Here is a 19052-nt window from a genome sequence, read left to right as displayed (position 1 = left end):
TGAGAAGGATCCATCATGGATAACTCCAACACCCTGCCCGCCGGGGCAACCGCTGCATCCGCCCCGCCTCGCACCACCGCCAGCCGCGTCAAGTCGATCTTCAGTGGCTCGGTCGGCAACATGGTCGAATGGTACGACTGGTACGTCTACGCGGCATTCTCGCTGTATTTCGCCCAGGTGTTCTTTCCCAAGGACAGCCTCAACGCGCAACTGCTCAACACCGCCGCGATCTTCGCCGTCGGTTTTCTGATGCGTCCCATCGGTGGCTGGCTGATGGGTTTGTACGCCGACCGCAAGGGCCGCAAGGCTGCGCTGATGGCGTCGGTATTGCTGATGTGCTTTGGCTCGCTGGTCATTGCGCTGACACCAAGCTACGAAACCATCGGCATCTGGGCGCCCGTGCTGCTGGTGCTGGCGCGGCTGATGCAGGGCCTCTCGGTGGGCGGCGAGTACGGCACGTCCGCCACCTACCTGAGCGAGATGGCAACCAGGGAACGGCGCGGCTTCTTCTCCAGCTTCCAGTACGTGACCCTGATTTCCGGCCAGTTGATCGCGCTGGCGGTGCTGATCGTGCTGCAGCAGACGCTCACCGAAGAACAGCTGCTCAGCTGGGGCTGGCGTGTACCGTTCGTGATCGGCGCGCTGTGCGCAGTGGTGGCGCTGTGGTTGCGCCGTGGCATGGAAGAGACCGACTCCTTCACCCAGAAAAAGGAATCCAAGGAAAGCACGATGCGCACCCTGCTGCGCCACCCCAAGGAACTGTTGACTGTGGTCGGCCTGACCATGGGCGGTACCCTGGCTTTCTACACCTACACCACCTACATGCAGAAATACCTGGTCAACACGGTGGGCTTCAGCAAAGCGGACTCGACGGCTATCTCGGCGGCCACGCTGTTCCTGTTCATGTGCCTGCAACCGGTGGTCGGCGCCCTCTCCGACAAGATCGGACGCCGCCCCATCCTGATCGCGTTCGGGGTACTGGGCACGGTGTGTACCGTTCCGATCCTGACCACGCTGCACACCATTCAAACCTGGTGGGGTGCGTTCTTCCTGATCATGGCGGCGCTGATCATCGTCAGCGGTTACACCTCGATCAACGCCGTGGTGAAAGCGGAGCTGTTCCCCACCGAGATCCGCGCCCTGGGCGTCGGCCTGCCCTATGCGCTGACCGTGTCGATCTTCGGCGGAACCGCCGAACTGATCGCCCTGTGGTTCAAGCAGATCGGCATGGAAACCGGTTACTACTGGTACGTGACCGCCTGCATCGCCTGCTCGCTGCTGGTGTACGTGTTCATGAAGGACACCAAGACGCACTCACGGATCGAAACGGACTGAAGCTGAGCATGCCTGCGCCGCAAAGGCGGGGGCAGTTGCACTGGCCGCCATGGCCGACGCACACTGGGGGCACCTGAACGCTGAGGATTGCCCCTGATGTCGGATGACACCTACTACTACGAGCCGGCCAAGGGCCATGGTCTGCCCCACGACCCGTTCAACGCCATCGTCGGCCCGCGGCCCATTGGTTGGATCTCTTCCCACGACCGTGAAGGTCGCCTGAACCTGGCGCCGTACAGCTTCTTCAACGCCTTCAACTACACGCCGCCGATCATCGGTTTCGCCAGTGTGGGACGCAAGGACAGCCTGAACAACATCGAACAGACCGGTGAATTCGTCTGGAACCTGTCTACTCGTGCCCTGGCCGAGCAGATGAACCAGAGCTGCGCCGCGGTCGGCCCCGAAGTCGACGAGTTCGAACTCAGTGGCCTGCACCATGCACCGTCGACAATCGTCAGCGTGCCGCGGGTGCTCGAAGCGCCGGTGTCGTTCGAGTGCAAGGTGACGCAGATCATTCAGCTCAAGGGCGCCGACCAGCAGGAAGTGTCCACCTGGCTGATCCTGGGTGAAGTGGTGGCGGTGCACATCGCCAAGTCATTGCTCAAGGACGGGATCTACGACACGGCCGCAGCCGGTCCGATCCTGCGCGGCGGCGGGCCGGCCGATTATTTCGAGATCGGTCCGCAGGCGCTGTTCAAGATGCACCGACCGCAGGTCAAGTAGGCTCGAAGCGCGGCTCGCCTTCATCGTCGACAGCGGCCAGAGTCAGCAAAACCTCGGCGGCAGCACCATCGGCCTCGTGCGCGGTACGAAACGACTGGCCGTCGAGCACCTTATGGAACCGCGGCGCACCACCGCCCTGCAGGGCCTTGATGGCGATGGCGGCGTGGTAACTGCCTTCATTGGGCACTACCGCTGAAACCGCTTCGTGATGTTCGAATACCTTGCGTGCCATGACGTACCTCGCAGCTATGCAAAAGCCACGATTGTACGCAGCTCAGGCCGCGCTGGCCTGTTCGATCGCGGCATCCTCGAAAGTGTGCAGATCGAGGCTGGTGACCAGCAGGCCCTGGACCAGGTCGGAGAACACCTGCATGCCGGGGGATTTGAACCAGGCGGTCATCGCGGCGTGATCGCGCCAGACGCCGGCCACTTGCCACAATCGCTCGTCGCCGTGGCTGCGCTGGACTGCAAAATGCAGGCAGCCGGGCATGCCCAGCGCAGGCCGCACCAGTGCCGACAACCTCAGCCCGACCTGTTCGGAATGCCCATGCCGGGCGGTGACCAAGGCACAGTGACTGACGGTAGATAATGAGTTCATGCTCGACTCTCCCTGATTGAACGGTCTGCGGTGAACAAGGTTGCTGCGACAACGTTACGCAACCCCGGACCACAGGGGTTAGCCGTTTCCTGTCAAGGTCTTGCCCGATCCTGCAGGGTTGCAGTTTCAATCAACCCAAGCGGCCCTGTGTGGCGGTTTTCCTGCCCATCCGCACAGTGCACGTGCGGGTTCGGACAAGACGCTCCTACAACTTGGCAGGATTGGGCAAACATCCTGCAGCTATCGTCTACCCTTGGCATTAAGCGCGGATTATCCTCGTGGTCATGTGATGCACAGATCATGGAGCCTGCATGAAACCCGCCGCACCTGCTGCCCTGCCCCTGCACCCTGCCCTGGAACGAAGTCGCTGCGAACTTGCCGAGCGCATTGCCCGTGGCGCACAGGCACCCGGCTGCCATGGCACCGCGATCAGCGGCTTGCATCTGGTGCGCTATGAAGAGTGCGTGCAGTCGTTCCCGGCGTTGGTGCAACCGGCGCTGTGCATCCTTGCCCACGGCAGCAAGGAGGTGCGCCTGGGGGAGGAGCGCTATATCTACGACCCGCTGAACTTCATGGTGGTGTCGGTGGCCATGCCGATCTCGGGACGGATCCTGGATGCCAGCCCCGGCGACCCTAGCTTGTCCCTGCGGTTGGACATCGACCCCGACGAAATCAACGCGGTGATCGCCGACGCCGGGCCGCTGGGCGTGCCTTCGCGTTCGACCCAGCGCGGCCTGTACGTGGAGCAGATGGACACCGCGTTTCTCGATGCCGTGCTGCGCCTGGTACGCCTGCTGGAAACACCGAAGGACATTGCCGTGCTGGCGCCACTGGTGCGGCGGGAAATCCTCTATCGCCTGCTGGGCGGGCAACAGGGTCACCGCTTGTATGAAATCGCCGTAGCCCACAGCCAGACCCACCGAGTCAGCCAGGCCATCGCCTGGATCAATCGGCATTTCCAGCGCAGCCTGCGCATCGAAGACCTGGCTCGCGAAGTCAACCTGAGCGTGTCCACCCTGCATCACCGTTTCAAGGCCGTGACGTCCATGAGCCCGTTGCAGTACCAGAAACAGCTGCGCTTGCAGGAGGCTCGTCGACTGATGCTCAGCGAAGATCTCGATGCGTCGGCCGCCGGGTATCGCGTGGGCTACGAAAGTCCTTCGCAGTTCAGCCGCGAATACAGCCGGCATTTCGGCGCACCACCGGTGCGTGACCTGGCACGCCTGCGCATCAGCCTCTGATGTCACGCTGGCAGGGTTGAAAAAAACCGCAGATCACCAATAGAACCGATAGCTAGCTATCAAGTACACTCGAAGACCGCAGCCCGTGGCCATCTTGCCGGGGCGTCTCTTTGCAGGCCTACCTGTGACCGATCTCAGCCACTCCCCACCGGCCATCAAGAGCATTCTGGTGGCCCTGATGCTGGCCATTTTCCTGGGCGCGTTGGACCAGACCATCGTTGCGGTCTCCATGCCGGCGATCTCCGCCCAGTTCAACGACGTCGACCGCCTGGCCTGGGTGATCTCCGGGTATATGGTGGCCATGACCGTGGCCACGCCGATCTACGGCAAGCTGGGCGACCTGTACGGACGCCGACGCATGATTCTGATCGGCACGGGATTGTTCACCCTGGCGTCGCTGTTCTGCGGCATGGCGCAGAGCATGGAGCAACTGGTGCTGGCGCGCCTGCTGCAGGGCGTCGGCGCTGGCGGCATGGTTTCGGTCAGCCAGGCGATCATCGGCGATGTCGTGCCGCCGCGCGAACGTGGCCGCTACCAGGGCTATTTCAGCAGCATGTACGCAGCCGCCAGCGTGCTGGGCCCGGTGCTGGGCGGCTACATGACGCAGTACCTGTCGTGGCGCTGGGTGTTTCTGATCAACCTGCCGCTAGGCGCGTTCGCCTGCTGGTACGCCAGCCGCAAGCTGGCGGGGCTGCCCATACCGCAGCGTACGCCGATCATCGATTACCTGGGTACGGTGCTGATGATCGTCGGCCTGAGCACCTTGCTCATGAGCATCACCCGCGTTGGGCAGGGGCATGGGCTGGACGACACCCAGGTGTGGGCGCTGCTGGTGATTGCCGCGGCAGCGCTGCTGGGTTTTGTCTGGCATGAACGACGTTTTCGCGAACCGCTGCTGCCGATGCATCTGTTTGCCAATCGCGCAGCGGTGCTGTGCTGGTGCACGGTGTTTTTCACCAGCTTCCAGGCCATCGGGCTGAGCGTGATGATGCCCCTGCGCTTCCAGACCGTCACCGGTGCCGGCGCGGATCAGGCGGCTCTGTACCTGCTGCCACTCGCATTGGGGTTGCCCATCGGGGCTTTTCTGGGCGGGCGTCGCACATCGCAGACCGGGCGCTACAAACCCATCATTCTGACCGGGGCGTTGCTCGCTCCGCTGGGGATTCTAGGCATGGCGTTCAGTCCCCCGGACAACCTGCTGCTCAGCGTGACCTTCATGCTGTTGACCGGGTTCGCCTGCGGCCTGCAGTTTCCCACCTCGCTGGTCGGCGCGCAGAATTCGGTGCAGGCCAGGGACATCGGCGTGGCCACCAGTACCTTGGCGTTGTTTCGTTCGTTAGGCGGCGCTGTTGGGGTGGCTTGTCTGTCGGCTTTGCTGTTGGCCATGCTGCACGGTGTGCAGTTGGCGGATGGTGCCCTGAGCGGTCATGGGCTTGAGGTGGTGAGTGGTAACGTGCTGCTGACCGGGCTCAACGCTGCGGCAGGCCCTGCCCGCGATGCCTTGCGCATGGAACTGGCGCAGACCTTCCAGCACCTGCTGTGGGCCAGTGCCGGCATCTCCCTGCTGGGAGTGGCCGTGGCACTGGCGCTGCCCAATCTGGAATTGCGCGGCCGCGGGCATGGTGAGAAGTAGCTTGGGCGCAAGGCAGGCCTGGCCTCTTCGCGGGTAGAACCCGCTCCCACAGGGTTCTAGGGGGAAATGGCTTGTGTGCCGGGCAGGTCTGACCTCTTCGCGGGACCTGTGGGAGCGGGTTCTACCCGCGAAGGGGCCCGCTCAGGCAACCGGTCGCTTCTTGCGCTGGGCCCAGGCTACGGCCAGGCCGCTGAGGCAGATCACGCTGATGCCCACCACCCCGAAGATATCGGGGGTGTGGTCGAAGATCAGGTAGCCGTACATCCCGGCGAACAGGATCTGCCCGTAACTGAACGGTGCCAGCAGCGCCGGCGCGGCATGGCGAAAGGCCTGGGTCAGCAACAGATGCCCGAGCATGCCGCAGGTGCCCAGGCCGACCATGAACAATGCATCGATCCACCCCGGCGCCTGCCAGAAGAACGGCAGCGCGGCGCTCATGATCAGCGTATTGAAGATACCGGCGAGAAAATTGCTGGTGGTTGGGCTGTCGATGCTGCTGAGCTTGCGCGTCAGCAATTGGTACAGACCGAAGAAGAACGCCGATATCAGTGGCAGCAGAATGGCCGGTGTGAACAGGGCACCGCCAGGGCGGATCACGATAAGCACACCAATGAAGCCGGTGATCACCGCCGCCCATTGCGCACGGGTCACCACTTCCTTGAGCAACGGCACCGACAGCGCCGTCACCAGCAGCGGCGCCAGGAAGTTGACCGCCGTGGCTTCGGCCAGCGGTATGTAGCGCAGGCTGGTGGTGAAGAACAGGCTGGTGGCGATCAGGCACAGCGCGCGCAACAACTGCAACCCCGGCCGCTTGGTACGGATTACCGTGGACAGCCCGGTCTGCGGCACGAATATGACCAGCATCAACAGGGTGTGCACCACGTAGCGCGCCCATACCACCACGACGATGGGGAACAGCCCGGAGAGGTACTTGGACAAAGCATCGTGGCTGGCGAACAGCAACGTTGCCAGACAAATCAGCGCGATACCGCGCAGCGGCTGGTTGACCCCGGTGAGCAACGGGTTTTGCACGCTCATTCACACGCTCGCAACAGGATGATGAAAGGGTAACGGTCGTGACCTGTCCGCCGCACGCAGGTACTCGGGCAGCGGCTGGATGGTGTCGGGTCGATGATGGCGCGAGCGGGGGCGCTGTTACAACTTGATTCAGAACTTTATTTGCGCAACGCCGGTGTCAGGCTCAGCGTCTGCAGGCTCAGGTCCACCCAACGCTCCGCTTCCTGATAGAGATCGAAACTGTCGGGGACGAGCAACCATTGGCCGATCATGCCATCTATATAGGCGTGCAAGGCGATGGCCGCCCTGACGGTGTCCAGATCGTGCGGCAACTGCTCGCGGTTCACGGCGTTGCGCAACGACCGTTCGATGCGCACATTGCAGTCGATGCTGACCGACTGGCGCTGGCGGCGCATGTCACACATTTCATCGGTGAACTCGCACTTATGATGCAGAATTTCGTTGAGGCGGCGGGTCTTGGGGTCTACGGCGATCTGCTGGAAAAGGCGGATCAGCAACTGACGCATGCAACCCAGTGGGTCGGGCTCATCCTCGCTCTCGCTGGCCTGGGCCAGCTCCTCGAGCGGCTCCTGCAAGCTGTCGAGCATGGCCTGGACCAGATCCGCCTTGTTGCTGAAGTGCCAATAGATGGCGCCGCGCGTCACCCCTGCCAGGGTCGCGATGTCGGCCAGGGTCGTGCGCGCCACGCCGCGCTCGTAGAAGGCCTGCTCGGCCGCCTCGAGAATCTGGCTGCGGGTTTCCTGGGCTTCCTCTTTGGTACGGCGAACCATGGCAGTCGAACCTCAATCTTCAATGCACGCGCGATGCGTAACGCAGCGCCTGCTCAGGCCGGGAATCCCTTTTGTGCGGGGCTTGTCCGGAATATCGATGGGTGCGCCGCAACGTCGCGGGCATCAGGCCATCAAGTTGTTTACAAACAACCACGAATGTAAGTATATTCGTTAGTAAGCTATTAATCCAGTCGTAACATTTTTTTACCTTTCCACTATTCTTGAGCCCTCCCCCGCGCTCACGACCCGAGGATCTTCATGCAATTCAAGCCAGTTGTTACCGCTCTGGTATCCGCCGTCGCCCTGGCAACCTTGCTCAGCGGCTGTGACAAAAAGGAAGAAGCAGCCCCGCAACAGGCTCAGCAAGCTCCTCAGGTCGGCGTGGTTACCCTGAAAACCCAACCCTACACATTGACCAGCGAACTGCCGGGCCGGACCACCGCGTACCGCGTGGCCGAAGTACGGCCGCAGGTCAACGGGATCATCCTCAAGCGTCTGTTCAAGGAAGGCACCGAGGTCAAGGCCGGGCAGCAGCTCTACCAGATCGACCCGTCGGTGTACGAGGCTACGCTGGGCAGCTCCCAGGCGACGCTTGAGTCGGCCAAGTCGCTGGCCGGGCGCTACAAGCAGCTGATCGACGAGCAAGCCGTCAGCCGCCAGGAATACGACAACGCACGCTCGCAGCAGCTGCAGGCAGAGGCCTCGGTGAAGAGCGCGCAGATCGACCTGCGCTACACCAAGGTGATGGCGCCGATCTCGGGCCGCATCGGCCGTTCCGACGTGACCGAAGGCGCACTGGTGACCAATGGCCAGACCAACGCCCTGGCGACCATCCAGCAGCTGGACCCGATCTACGTCGACGTGACGCAGTCGTCCGCCGAAATGCTTCGGCTGCGACGCGACCTTGACAGCGGCAAGCTGCAGAAGGCTGGCGACAACGCCGCTTCGGTCAAGCTGACCCTGGAAGACGGCAGCGAGTACGCCCAGGCCGGCAAGCTGGAGTTCTCCGAAGTGTCGGTCGATCAAGCCACAGGCTCGGTGACCCTGCGCGCCGTGTTCCCCAACCCGGAACACGTGCTGCTGCCCGGCATGTTCGTGCACGCCAAGCTGCAGGCCGGTGTGCGCAGCGAAGCCATCCTGGCGCCCCAGCAAGGCGTGACGCGTGACCTGAAGGGCACCCCGACCGCCTTGATCGTCAACAAGGACAACAAGGTCGAGCAGCGTCAGCTGGTGGCCAATCGCACCGATGGCGCCTATTGGGTGATCGAAAAGGGCCTTAACGCCGGCGATCGCTTGATCACCGAAGGTCTGCAATACGTCAAGCCGGGTGCCGATGTGACCGTCAAGGATGCTGGCAACCTGACTCCTGAACAGTCCGCCCCTGCCGCCAACGGCAAAGGTGAGTGATCGATGTCTAAATTCTTTATCGACCGACCCATTTTCGCCTGGGTACTTGCCCTGGTGATCATGCTGGTGGGTGGGCTGGCCATTCTCAAGCTGCCCATCAACCAATACCCGGCCATCGCGCCGACCGCCATCGACATCCAGGTCACCTACCCAGGTGCGTCCGCACAGACCGTGCAGGACACCGTGGTACAGATCATCGAGCAGCAGCTCAACGGTATCGACAACCTGCGTTACGTTTCCTCGGAGAGCAACTCCGACGGCAGCATGACCATCAGCGTGACCTTCAACCAGGGCACCAACCCCGACATCGCCCAGGTGCAGGTGCAGAACAAGCTCAACCTGGCCACCCCACTGTTGCCGCAGGAAGTGCAGCAACAGGGCCTGCGCGTGACCAAGTCGGTGAAGAACTTCCTGTTGGTGATCGGCCTGGTGGCCGAAGACGACACGCTGACCCGTGAAGACTTGTCCAACTACATCGTCTCCAACATCCAGGACCCGATCTCGCGGACCTCGGGCGTGGGCGACTTCCAGGTGTTCGGTTCGCAGTACGCCATGCGCATCTGGCTGGACCCGGCCAAGTTGAACAAGTATCAACTGACACCGGTGGAAATCAGCGCCGCGATCAGCGCGCAGAACGTGCAGATCGCTACCGGTCAGCTCGGCGGCCTGCCGGCCGTGCCTGGCACCCAGCTCAACGCCACCATCATCGGCAAGACCCGCCTGCAGACCGCCGAGCAGTTCGGCAACATTCTGCTCAAGGTCGACGCTGACGGTTCGCAGGTACGTCTCAAGGACGTTGCACGCATCGCCCTGGGCGGCCAGAGCTACAGCATCGACGCCCAGTTCAACGGCAAGCCGGCCTCGGGCATGGCGATCAAGCTGGCCTCGGGCGCCAACGCACTGGACACCGCCAAGGCGATCCGTGCCACCGTGGCCAACCTGGAGCCGTTCTTTCCGCCAGGCATGAAAGTGGTTTACCCGTATGACACCACGCCGACCGTGACCGAGTCGATTTCCGGCGTCGTGCACACGCTGATCGAAGCGATCGTGCTGGTGTTCCTGGTGATGTACCTGTTCCTGCAGAACTTCCGCGCCACGGTCATCACGACCATGACGGTACCGGTGGTACTGCTCGGCACCTTCGGCATCCTCGCCGCGTTCGGTTTCACCATCAATACCTTGACCATGTTCGGCATGATCCTGGCCATCGGGCTATTGGTGGACGATGCGATCGTGGTGGTGGAGAACGTCGAGCGGGTCATGGCCGAGGAGCACTTGTCGCCCAAGGAGGCGACCAAGAAGTCCATGGAGCAGATCCAGGGCGCTCTGGTGGGTATCGCCATGGTGCTCTCGGCGGTACTGCTGCCGATGGCCTTCTTCGGCGGCTCCACCGGTGTGATCTACAAACAGTTCTCGATCACCATCGTTTCGGCCATGGCGCTGTCGGTACTGGTCGCGCTGATCTTCACCCCGGCATTGTGCGCCACCATGCTCAAGCCGATCGATCCGGAAAAACACGGCCAACCCAAGCGTGGGTTCTTCGGCTGGTTCAACCGAACCTTCGACCGCAGCGTGGTCAGCTACGAGAACGGCGTGAAGCGCATGGTCACGCACAAGCTGCCGGCGTTCATCGTTTATCTGATCATTTTCGCTGGCATGATCTTCCTGTTCACCCGCATCCCTTCGGCGTTCCTGCCTGAAGAAGACCAGGGCGTGATTTTCGCCCAGGTGCAGACGCCTGCAGGCTCCTCGGCCGAACGGACGCAGAAGGTCATCGACGAGATGCGCACCTTCCTGCTCGACGGGGAAAATGGCGAAGGCGCTGGTGTGAAGTCGGTGTTCAGTGTCAACGGCTTCAACTTCGCCGGTCGTGGCCAGAGTTCGGGCCTGGCGTTCGTCATGCTCAAACCCTGGGGTGAGCGCGACGCCGAGACGACTGTGTTCAAGATCGCCGAGCGGGCGCAGAAGCATTTCGCCAGCTTCCGCGATGCCATGGTCTTCGCCGTGGTCCCGCCTTCGGTATTGGAACTGGGTAACGCATCGGGCTTCGACTTCTACCTTCAGGATCAGGGCGGGGTTGGCCACGAAAAACTGCTGGAGGCACGTAACCAGTTCCTCGGCATGGCCGCCCAGAGCAAGATCCTGGCGGGCGTGCGTCCCAACGGTCTGAACGACGAGCCGCAATACCAGCTCACCGTAGATGACGAGAAGGCCAGTGCCCTGGGCATCACCTTGTCGACCATCAACCAGACCCTGTCCATCGCTTTGGGCGGTAGCTACGTCAACGACTTCATCGACCGCGGTCGGGTGAAGAAGGTCTATGTGCAGGGCGAAGCGGCAGCGCGGATGACCCCCGAAGACCTGAACAAGTGGTACGTGCGCAACGACTCCGGGACCATGGTGCCGCTGTCGGCCATCGCCACCGGTGAGTGGATCTACGGTTCGCCCAAACTGTCGCGCTACAACGGCGTGGCGGCGATGGAGATCCTCGGTACGCCGGCACCGGGCTACAGCTCGGGTGACGCCATGGCCGAGGTCGAGGCGCTGGCGAAGAAACTGCCTGATGGCATCGGCTACTCGTTCACCGGCCTGTCGTACGAAGAACGTCTGTCCGGCTCGCAAGCCCCGGCGCTCTATGCGATATCGCTGCTGTTCGTGTTCCTCTGTCTGGCAGCCCTGTATGAAAGCTGGTCGATCCCGATCGCGGTGCTCCTGGTGGTGCCGCTGGGTGTGATCGGTGCGCTGATCGCCACCAGCATGCGCGGCTTGTCCAACGACGTGTTCTTCCAGGTGGGCCTGTTGGTCACGGTAGGGTTGGCGGCGAAGAACGCCATTCTGATCGTCGAGTTCGCCAAGGAACTGCACGAACAGGGCAAGAGCCTGGTCGATGCAGCAGCCGAGGCATGCCGCATGCGTCTGCGGCCGATCATCATGACGTCCCTGGCGTTCATCCTCGGCGTTGTCCCGCTGGCGATTTCCAGCGGCGCAGGTTCGGGCAGCCAACATGCCATCGGTACCGGGGTGATCGGCGGTATGATCACCGCCACCGTCCTGGCAATCTTCTGGGTGCCGATGTTCTACGTGGCCGTGTCGTCGATGTTCAAGAGCAAATACGACAAGGAACACGAGAAGGACAAGGGCAACGACAAAGCCATTACACACGAAGAGGCTGGCCAATGAGCAAGTCACTGATATCCATCGCTGTCGCCGCCTTCGTGCTCGGCGGCTGCTCGATGATCCCCGAGTACCAGCAGCCTGCCCTGCCAGTGGCCGAGCAGTTTCCGCAAGGCGAGGCCTACGCGCCCGCCGATGCGGCCGAAGTGGCTGCGGCCGAGCAAGGCTGGCGGCAGTTCTTCACCGACCCGGCGCTCGAGCGCCTGGTGCAGGTGGCGCTGGAGAACAACCGCGACCTGCGCGTGGCGGCCCTGAACATCGAGGCCTACCGGGCGCAGTACCGCATCCAGCGCGCCGATCTGTTCCCGGCGATCAACGCCGACGGCACCGGTACGCGTCAGCGCACACCGGCCGACCTGTCACAGCTTGGCGAGTCGGGCATCTCCAGCCAGTACGGGGTCACCCTGGGCGTCAGCGCCTATGAACTGGACCTGTGGGGCCGCATCCGCAGCCTCAACGAACAGGCGCTGCAGACCTACCTGTCCAGCGAAGAGGCACGTCGTTCCACCCAGATCAGCCTGGTGGCCAACGTGGCCAATGCCTACCTGACCTGGCAGGCCGACCAGGCGCTGCTGAAACTGACCCAGGACACCCTGGGCGCGTTCGAGCAAAGCCTCAAGCTGACCAGCCGCAGCACCGAAGTGGGCGTGTCCTCGGCCCTGGACCTGAGCCAGGCACGCACCGCGGTGGAAACCGCCCGGGTCAGCCTGGCCCGCTACCACCGCCAGGTGGCCCAGGACCGCAACAGCCTGACCATGCTGCTGGGCACGCGCATTCCGGTGGACCTGCCCGAAGCCCGTGGCCTGGATGCCGACCTGCTCAGCGAAGTGCCCGCAGGCATGCCGTCGCAGCTGCTGACCCGGCGCCCGGACATCCTCGAAGCCGAGCACGCCTTGCTGGCCGCCAACGCCAACATCGGCGCGGCTCGCGCAGCGTTCTTCCCCAGCATCAGCCTGACCGCCAACGCCGGCACTTCGAGCCGCCAGTTGTCCGGCCTGTTCGACGCCGGTTCCGGCAGCTGGTTGTTCTCGCCCAGCATCAGCCTGCCGATCTTCAACGCCGGTGCGCTGCGTGCAAGCCTGGACTACTCGAAGATCCAGAAGGACATCAACATCGCCAACTACGAGAAGGTCATTCAAACAGCCTTCCAGGAAGTGTCCGACGGCCTCGCCGCACGCAAGACCTACAACGAGCAGTTGCAGGCCCAGCGTGACTCGGTACAAGCCAACCAGGATTACTACCGCTTGGCTGAACGTCGCTATCGGATCGGTATCGACAGCAACCTGACCTTCCTCGATGCCCAGCGCTCGCTGTTCAGTGCCCAGCAATCGCTGATCACCGACCGGCTTTCGCAGCTGACCAGCGAGGTCAATCTGTACAAGGCCCTGGGTGGCGGCTGGTACGAGCGTACGGGCCAGGCCCAGTTGGCACAGCCAGCGCAGGCGCCGAAAAGCTGAAGCGCAACGTTGCAAGAAAAAACCACCGCCTGCGGTGGTTTTTTTATGCAGGTCAGGCGGTGACATCGGCACGAACAGGGTAGCCCCTGAAGAAAATGTCACACGGGACTGGCCGAAAGTTCAATCTTGAGCAATAGTGGTCTGATGACCAGATAACTGACTTGTTATTAACCAGTTAGTTAGTGTTCGGTTATCGCACGTATTCCCGTGCGGTCGGTTGAATCGGGCGTCACCCCAACGCACCATCCGCGCAACACTCAGAAACATGCATGACCTGCTCGTACAAGCGTGCGTCAATCATAAAATCAATAACAATAGGTTTACCCCATGCGCCAGCACTTCCGTCGTTCACCCCGTCTGTTGCCCAACCTGATTGCGCTGACCGTTGCCACGGCCGCCCTGCCCTCCTTTGCGGCCGAGTCCGGCTTCCTGGAGGACGCCAAGGTAGGGCTGAACCTGCGCAACTTCTACTTCAACCGCAATCACACCAACCCGGCCTTCCCGCAGAGCAAGTCCGAGGAATGGACCCAAAGCTTCATTCTCGATGCCAAATCCGGCTATACCCAAGGCATGGTCGGCTTCGGTGTGGACGTGCTGGGCATGTACTCGGTCAAGCTCGACGGCGGCCGTGGTACCTATGGCACGCAGTTGTTGCCTGTGCATGACGGCAATGACCCGGCCGACGATTTCGGTCGGTTGGGTGTGGCCGCCAAGGCCAAGATATCCAAGACCGTGCTCAAGGTCGGTGAATGGATGCCGGTGCTGCCTATCCTGCGCTCGGATGACGGGCGCTCGCTGCCGCAGACTTTCCAGGGCGGACAGGTCACCTCCCAGGAAATCGACGGCCTGACGCTGTACGGCGGCCAGTTCCGCAAGAACAGCCCGCGCAACGACGCCAGCATGGAGGACATGTTCCTGCAGGGCCGCGCCGGCATCACTTCCGACCGCTTCAATTTCGTCGGTGGCGAGTACACCTTCAACGGCAAGAACACCCTGGTCGGCCTGTGGAATGCCGAGCTCAAGGACATCTACCAGCAGCAGTACCTGCAGATTCTCCACAGCCAGCCCTTGGGCGACTGGACCCTGGGTGCCAACCTGGGCTTCTTCCATGGCAAGGAGGACGGCAGCGCAAGGGCCGGTGACCTGGACAACAAGACCTGGTCGGCGCTGCTGTCGGCCAAGTACGGCAGCAACACCTTCTATGTCGGTCTGCAGAAAGTCACCGGCGACAATGGCTGGATGCGCGTCAACGGCACCAGTGGCGGCACCCTGGCCAACGACAGCTACAACTCCAGCTACGAGAACGCCAAGGAGAAATCCTGGCAGTTGCGCCATGACTTCAACTTCGCCGGCGTGGGCGTACCGGGGCTGACCCTGATGAACCGCTACATCAGCGGCGACAATGTGCACACCGCCACCGTCACCGACGGCAAGGAATGGGGCCGCGAAACCGAACTGGCCTACACCGTGCAGTCGGGCACCTTCAAGAGCCTGAACATGCGCTGGCGCAACTCGACCATGCGCCGCGACTACAGCACCAGCGAGTTCGACGAAAACCGGGTGATCGTCAGCTATCCGCTGAGCATTCTGTAACCCTCGCGCCGGTGACGGGCATGTCGCCCGCACCGGCCCGCTCGGGCGTCACTGGCGGGATTCGACGCCCAGCTCATCCCATACCGATTCGGCCAGGTGAAACGTCGCGTTGGCCGCCGGAATGCCACAATAGATGGCGCTCTGCATCAAGACTTCCTTGATCTCTTCACGGGTGACACCGTTGCTTGCCGCCGCACGCAAGTGCAGCTTGAGCTCGTCGTTGCGATTCATGCCGATCAGCATGGCGATGGTGACCAGGCTGCGGGTGTGCCGCGGCAGGCCCGGACGGGTCCAGATATCACCCCACGCATGGCGGGTGATCATCTCCTGGAACTCGGTATTGAACTCGGTCAGGTTGTTCAGGCTGCGTTCCACGTGGGCATCGCCCAACACCGCTCGCCTGACTTTCAGACCTTCTTCGTAGCGTTCTTTTTCGTCCATGGACGTGCTCCTTCAGCGCAACAGAAATTCGACGACGCGGGCACTGAAAGGCGCACCGACTTCAACGTTGGACAAATGCGCCGCGGCAAACTCGGCGTACTGCGCACCGGCCACCTGCTCGACGATGAATTGCGCGTCGGCGGGCGTGGTCACAGCGTCCTCGGTGCCTGCGATCACCAGCAGCGGTACCTGGATGGCACCCAACTGCTCGCGGAAATCGGCGTCGCGCACGGCCGCGCAGTTGGCGGCGTAGCCTTGGGGCGAAGTGGCCGCGAGCATGTCGGTGATGCGCCGGGTTTCGCCCGGGTTGGCTTCGGCGAACGCCGGGGTGAACCAGCGCGCGATGGAGGCGTCGCGCAGCGACTGCATGGCCGCCTCGCCCTGCCCAAGGACCATTTCGATCCGGGGGTTCCAGACGTCCTGGGTGCCAATTTTTGCCGCCGTGTTGCAGATCACCAGCTTGTGCAGGCGCTCGCCGGCGTTGATCCCCAGCCATTGGCCGATCAGGCCGCCCATGGACAGCCCGCAGAAATGCACCTTCTCCAGGTGCAGGGCATCGAGCAACGCCAGCACGTCGCCGCCCAGTTGCTCGACGGTATAGGTGCCAGGGGAGACCAGGGATTGGCCATGGCCACGGGTGTCGTAGCGCAGCACCTGGAAATGCTCGGTGAAGGCGGCCATCTGGCTGTCCCACATGTGCCGGTCGGTGCCCAGCGAGTTGGACAGCACCAGTACCGGCTTGTCTTCGGGGCCTTGCAGGCTGTAATCGAGTTCGCCGTCGGCGAGTTGTACCTGTGCCACGCTCATCTCCTCACGCATTCAAAAGATCGTGTTCGGCGACCGCCCGTTCGACCCAGACCCGGGCCTGGCCCAGATAATGCGAAGGGTCCAGCAGACGGTCCAGTTCATTGGCGTCCAAATGCTCGGTGACCTGCGGCTCGTCGCCGAGCACCGCGCGCAGATGCCGGCCCTGGGCGACGGCCTGTTTGCAGCACTGTTCCAGCACATGATGGGCGCGGTCGCGACCGATCCGCTGGGCCAGCACGATGCTGACGGCTTCGGCCAGCACCAGGCCGTGGGTCAGTTCCAGGTTCGCCAGCATGCGCCCATCGTCGACCTGCATGCCGTCGGCGATGGCCAGCGCCTGCTGCAGCGCGCCGGACACCAGGCAGCAGATCTCCGGCAGCGTTTCCCATTCGGCGTGCCACAGCCCCAGGCTGCGCTCGTGTTCCTGCGGCATCGCGCTGAACAGCGTGGCCAGCAGACCCGGCACCCGGGTGGCAGCGCCAATGAGCACCGCCGCACCGACCGGATTGCGCTTGTGCGGCATGGTCGAGGAACCGCCCTTTCCCGGTGCCGAAGGTTCGAAGACTTCCGCCGCCTCGGTCTGCATCAGCAGGCTGATATCACGCCCCAGCTTGCCCAGACTGCCGGCCAACAGGCCCAGCACCGAGGCCAGCTCCACCAGTCGGTCGCGTTGGGTATGCCAAGGCTGCTCGGGCAGGTTCAGGTGCAGTTCCTCGGCCAGTGCCTGGGCCACCGGCATGGCTCGATCGCCGAGTGCGGCCAAGGTGCCCGATGCGCCGCCGAATTGCAGGCAGGCCAGCCGCGGCCTGAGCTCGCGCAGGCGCTGCCGGCTGCGGGTCAGGGCGCCGAGCCAGCCAGCGATCTTCATGCCCAGGGTGACAGGTGTGGCGTGTTGCAGCCAGGTTCGTCCGGGCATCACCGTGGCCGCATGGCGGCGAGCCTGCTGGCTCAGGGCGTCGGTCAGCAGGCGCAGGTCGGATTCGATCAGCTCAACTGCCGCCAGCAGCTGCAGGACCAGCCCGGTGTCCATGACATCCTGGCTGGTCGCCCCCAGATGCACGTAGCGCTCGGCCTCGGCGTCGGTGGCGGAAATGACCTTGCCGAGCATCTTGACCAAGGGAATGGCCGAGTTGCCAGCACTGGCAATGGCCTGCGCCAAGGCCTGGAAGTCGTATAGCTGGGCCTTGCACGCGGCCTCTATGGGAGCGACTGCCGCGCTGGGAATCACACCGACCCGCGCCTGGGCGCGAGCCAGCGCGGCTTCGAAATCGAGCATGCCCTGCACCCGGCCATGGTCGCAGAAGATCTGGCGCATGGCCGGGGCGGTGAAGTAGACATCGAACAACTGATTGTTCGGCGGTTGGTTCATGGAGCTCCCCTGCAAGGGCGCGCCAGCGATGGCGCGCCCCTGGGTTTAATGGTCGGTATGCAGGTACTTGGGCTGCTTGGGCAGCCGCAGGCTGAACAGGAAGGCGATGGCCATCATCACCGTGACGTACCAGTAGAACGCATTTTCGTTGCCCATGTTCTTCAGGTTCAAGGCGACGAACTCCGCTGAACCGCCGAACACCGCGTTGGCTACCGCGTAGGCCAGGCCGACGCCCAGGGCGCGCACTTGCGGCGGGAACATCTCGGCTTTGACCAGGCCACTGATCGAGGTGTAGAAGCTGACGATGGCCAGGGCCAGGGTGATCAGCACGAACGCCAGGAACGGGCTGGTGACGGTCTTCAATGCCATGAGGATCGGCAAGGTGCACAAGGTACCGAGCCCGGCGAACCAGAGCATAGAGGTGCGTCGGCCGATGCGGTCGGCGAGCATGCCGAACAGCGGCTGCATGCACATGTACAGGAACAGCGCGCCGGTCATGATCAGGCTGGCGGTCTTGGCATGCATGCCTGCGGTATTGACCAGGTACTTCTGCATGTAGGTGGTGAATGTGTAGAAAATCAGCGAGCCGCCGGCGGTGTAGCCCAATACGGTGATGAAGGCTGCGCTGTGATTCTTGAACAGCCCGGCGATGCTGCCGGCGTCCTTGTCGTTGCGCGTTTCGGCGGTGCTGGTTTCCTTCAGCGTACGGCGCAACAACAGCGAGATGATCGCGGCGACGGCACCGACGAAAAACGGAATGCGCCAGCCCCAGGCCCGCAGTTCCTGCTCATCGAGAAACTGCTGGAGGATGACCACGGTCAGCACGGCCAGCAGTTGCCCGCCGATCAACGTCACGTACTGGAACGACGCGAAGAAACCACGCTGGCCACGCAGGGCGACTTCGGACATATAGGTCGCCGTGGTGCCGTATTCACCGCCCACCGAGAGACCCTGGAACAGCCGGGCCAGCAGCAGGATGATCGGTGCCCAGACACCGATGGTGGCGTAGGTCGGCAGGCAGGCGATCACCAGCGAGCCAGCGCACATCATCAGCACCGAGATCATCATGGAGTTCTTGCGGCCATGCTTGTCGGCCACGCGGCCGAACAGCCAGCCACCGATCGGCCGCATCAGAAAGCCTGCGGCGAACACTCCGGCGGTGTTGACCAGTTGCACGGTTGGATCGTCGGAAGGAAAGAAGGCTGGGGCGAAATAAATGGCGCAGAAGGCGTAGACATAGAAGTCGAACCACTCCACCAGGTTGCCCGATGAAGCGCCGACGATCGCGAATATGCGCTTCTTGCGCTCCTCACCGGTGTAATGAACTGTTGTCATGTTTTAGTTCTCATTGAGGTCGGTAAAGGCTAGACATAACCTGTTACAACCTCAGGCACAAGGTGATTGGCGGTCTGGGAGGTTGAGGGTTGGCTTTAGGGCCTCTTCGCGGGCAGAGCCCGCTCCCACAA

At 62.8% G+C, this 19052-nt stretch carries 16 protein-coding genes; 8 read left to right on the top strand and 8 right to left on the bottom strand.

Features of this window, described 5'->3' with window-relative positions; genetic code table 11:
- Nucleotides 1-15 precede the first annotated feature (15 nt).
- Nucleotides 16-1335 carry an MFS transporter gene (locus IFT44_RS06070; RefSeq protein WP_185793992.1) on the top strand — a complete coding sequence of 440 codons (1320 nt, stop codon included), beginning with the start codon at nt 16-18 and terminating at the stop codon, nt 1333-1335.
- A 96-nt stretch (nt 1336-1431) separates the two neighbouring features.
- A complete protein-coding gene (locus tag IFT44_RS06065; RefSeq protein WP_122479399.1) occupies nt 1432-2058 on the top strand; it encodes a flavin reductase family protein in 627 nt (208 codons plus the stop codon).
- On the opposite strand, the gene IFT44_RS06060 is transcribed toward IFT44_RS06065, so the two are convergent.
- Both IFT44_RS06060 and IFT44_RS06055 read right to left on the bottom strand, forming a co-directional pair.
- Nucleotides 2051-2290: a hypothetical protein gene (locus IFT44_RS06060; protein WP_122479400.1), complete on the bottom strand. Its 240-nt coding sequence runs from the start codon at nt 2288-2290 to the stop codon at nt 2051-2053. The two genes, IFT44_RS06065 and IFT44_RS06060, sit on opposite strands and share 8 nt — an antisense overlap.
- A 42-nt stretch (nt 2291-2332) precedes the next feature.
- Nucleotides 2333-2656, bottom strand: a complete 324-nt coding sequence (locus IFT44_RS06055) for a putative quinol monooxygenase (RefSeq protein WP_185793995.1) — start codon at nt 2654-2656, stop codon at nt 2333-2335.
- A gap of 311 nt (nt 2657-2967) precedes the next feature.
- Here IFT44_RS06055 and IFT44_RS06050 point away from each other — a divergent pair, with 311 nt between their 5' ends.
- Nucleotides 2968-3897: an AraC family transcriptional regulator gene (locus IFT44_RS06050; protein ID WP_122479402.1), complete on the top strand. Its 930-nt coding sequence runs from the start codon at nt 2968-2970 to the stop codon at nt 3895-3897.
- Between the two features lie 124 nt (nt 3898-4021).
- Nucleotides 4022-5530 carry an MDR family MFS transporter gene (locus IFT44_RS06045; RefSeq protein ID WP_342214266.1) on the top strand — a complete coding sequence of 503 codons (1509 nt, stop codon included), beginning with the start codon at nt 4022-4024 and terminating at the stop codon, nt 5528-5530.
- Between the two features lie 141 nt (nt 5531-5671).
- Here IFT44_RS06045 and IFT44_RS06040 read toward each other — a convergent pair whose 3' ends face one another.
- A complete protein-coding gene (locus IFT44_RS06040; RefSeq protein WP_122479404.1) occupies nt 5672-6568 on the bottom strand; it encodes a DMT family transporter in 897 nt (298 codons plus the stop codon).
- Between the two features lie 137 nt (nt 6569-6705).
- Nucleotides 6706-7338 (bottom strand): TetR family transcriptional regulator, encoded by a 633-nt coding sequence (locus IFT44_RS06035; protein WP_122479405.1) that lies wholly within the window; start codon nt 7336-7338, stop codon nt 6706-6708.
- 258 nt (nt 7339-7596) lie between these two features.
- On the opposite strand from IFT44_RS06035, the gene IFT44_RS06030 reads away from it, so the two are divergent.
- The 4 genes from IFT44_RS06030 to IFT44_RS06015 all read left to right on the top strand — a co-directional run bounded on the left by IFT44_RS06030 (nt 7597) and on the right by IFT44_RS06015 (nt 14969).
- Nucleotides 7597-8745: an efflux RND transporter periplasmic adaptor subunit gene (locus IFT44_RS06030; RefSeq protein ID WP_122479406.1), complete on the top strand. Its 1149-nt coding sequence runs from the start codon at nt 7597-7599 to the stop codon at nt 8743-8745.
- 3 nt (nt 8746-8748) lie between these two features.
- The gene (locus tag IFT44_RS06025) at nt 8749-11925 is read left to right on the top strand and encodes an efflux RND transporter permease subunit (RefSeq protein ID WP_122479407.1); all 3177 of its coding nucleotides are present in this window, start codon (nt 8749-8751) and stop codon (nt 11923-11925) included.
- Nucleotides 11922-13376, top strand: coding sequence for an AdeC/AdeK/OprM family multidrug efflux complex outer membrane factor (locus IFT44_RS06020; RefSeq protein ID WP_122479408.1), 1455 nt, complete (start codon nt 11922-11924; stop codon nt 13374-13376). Before IFT44_RS06025 ends, IFT44_RS06020 begins: the two co-directional genes overlap by 4 nt.
- A 327-nt stretch (nt 13377-13703) precedes the next feature.
- On the top strand, nt 13704-14969 hold the full coding sequence (locus IFT44_RS06015) for an OprD family porin (RefSeq protein ID WP_122479409.1): 1266 nt from the start codon (nt 13704-13706) through the stop codon (nt 14967-14969).
- A 48-nt stretch (nt 14970-15017) separates the two neighbouring features.
- Here IFT44_RS06015 and pcaC read toward each other — a convergent pair whose 3' ends face one another.
- Genes pcaC through IFT44_RS05995 form a run of 4 tightly spaced genes read right to left on the bottom strand, consistent with a single transcriptional unit; the run spans nt 15018 to nt 18921 of the window.
- On the bottom strand, nt 15018-15410 hold the full coding sequence (gene pcaC / locus IFT44_RS06010; protein ID WP_185793997.1) for a 4-carboxymuconolactone decarboxylase: 393 nt from the start codon (nt 15408-15410) through the stop codon (nt 15018-15020).
- Nucleotides 15411-15422: 12 nt separating this feature from the next.
- The gene (gene pcaD, locus IFT44_RS06005) at nt 15423-16211 is read right to left on the bottom strand and encodes a 3-oxoadipate enol-lactonase (protein WP_192175584.1); all 789 of its coding nucleotides are present in this window, start codon (nt 16209-16211) and stop codon (nt 15423-15425) included.
- Nucleotides 16212-16221: 10 nt separating this feature from the next.
- Nucleotides 16222-17586, bottom strand: a complete 1365-nt coding sequence (locus tag IFT44_RS06000; RefSeq protein WP_192175583.1) for a 3-carboxy-cis,cis-muconate cycloisomerase — start codon at nt 17584-17586, stop codon at nt 16222-16224.
- Between the two features lie 45 nt (nt 17587-17631).
- Nucleotides 17632-18921, bottom strand: coding sequence for an MFS family transporter (locus IFT44_RS05995; RefSeq protein WP_122479412.1), 1290 nt, complete (start codon nt 18919-18921; stop codon nt 17632-17634).
- Nucleotides 18922-19052 lie beyond the last annotated feature (131 nt).

Origin of the sequence: Pseudomonas sp. CFBP 13710 (genome assembly GCF_014842235.1) — a bacterium.
GTDB lineage: Bacteria > Pseudomonadota > Gammaproteobacteria > Pseudomonadales > Pseudomonadaceae > Aquipseudomonas > Aquipseudomonas baltica.
This window is presented reverse-complemented; position numbering and strand designations above follow the sequence as displayed.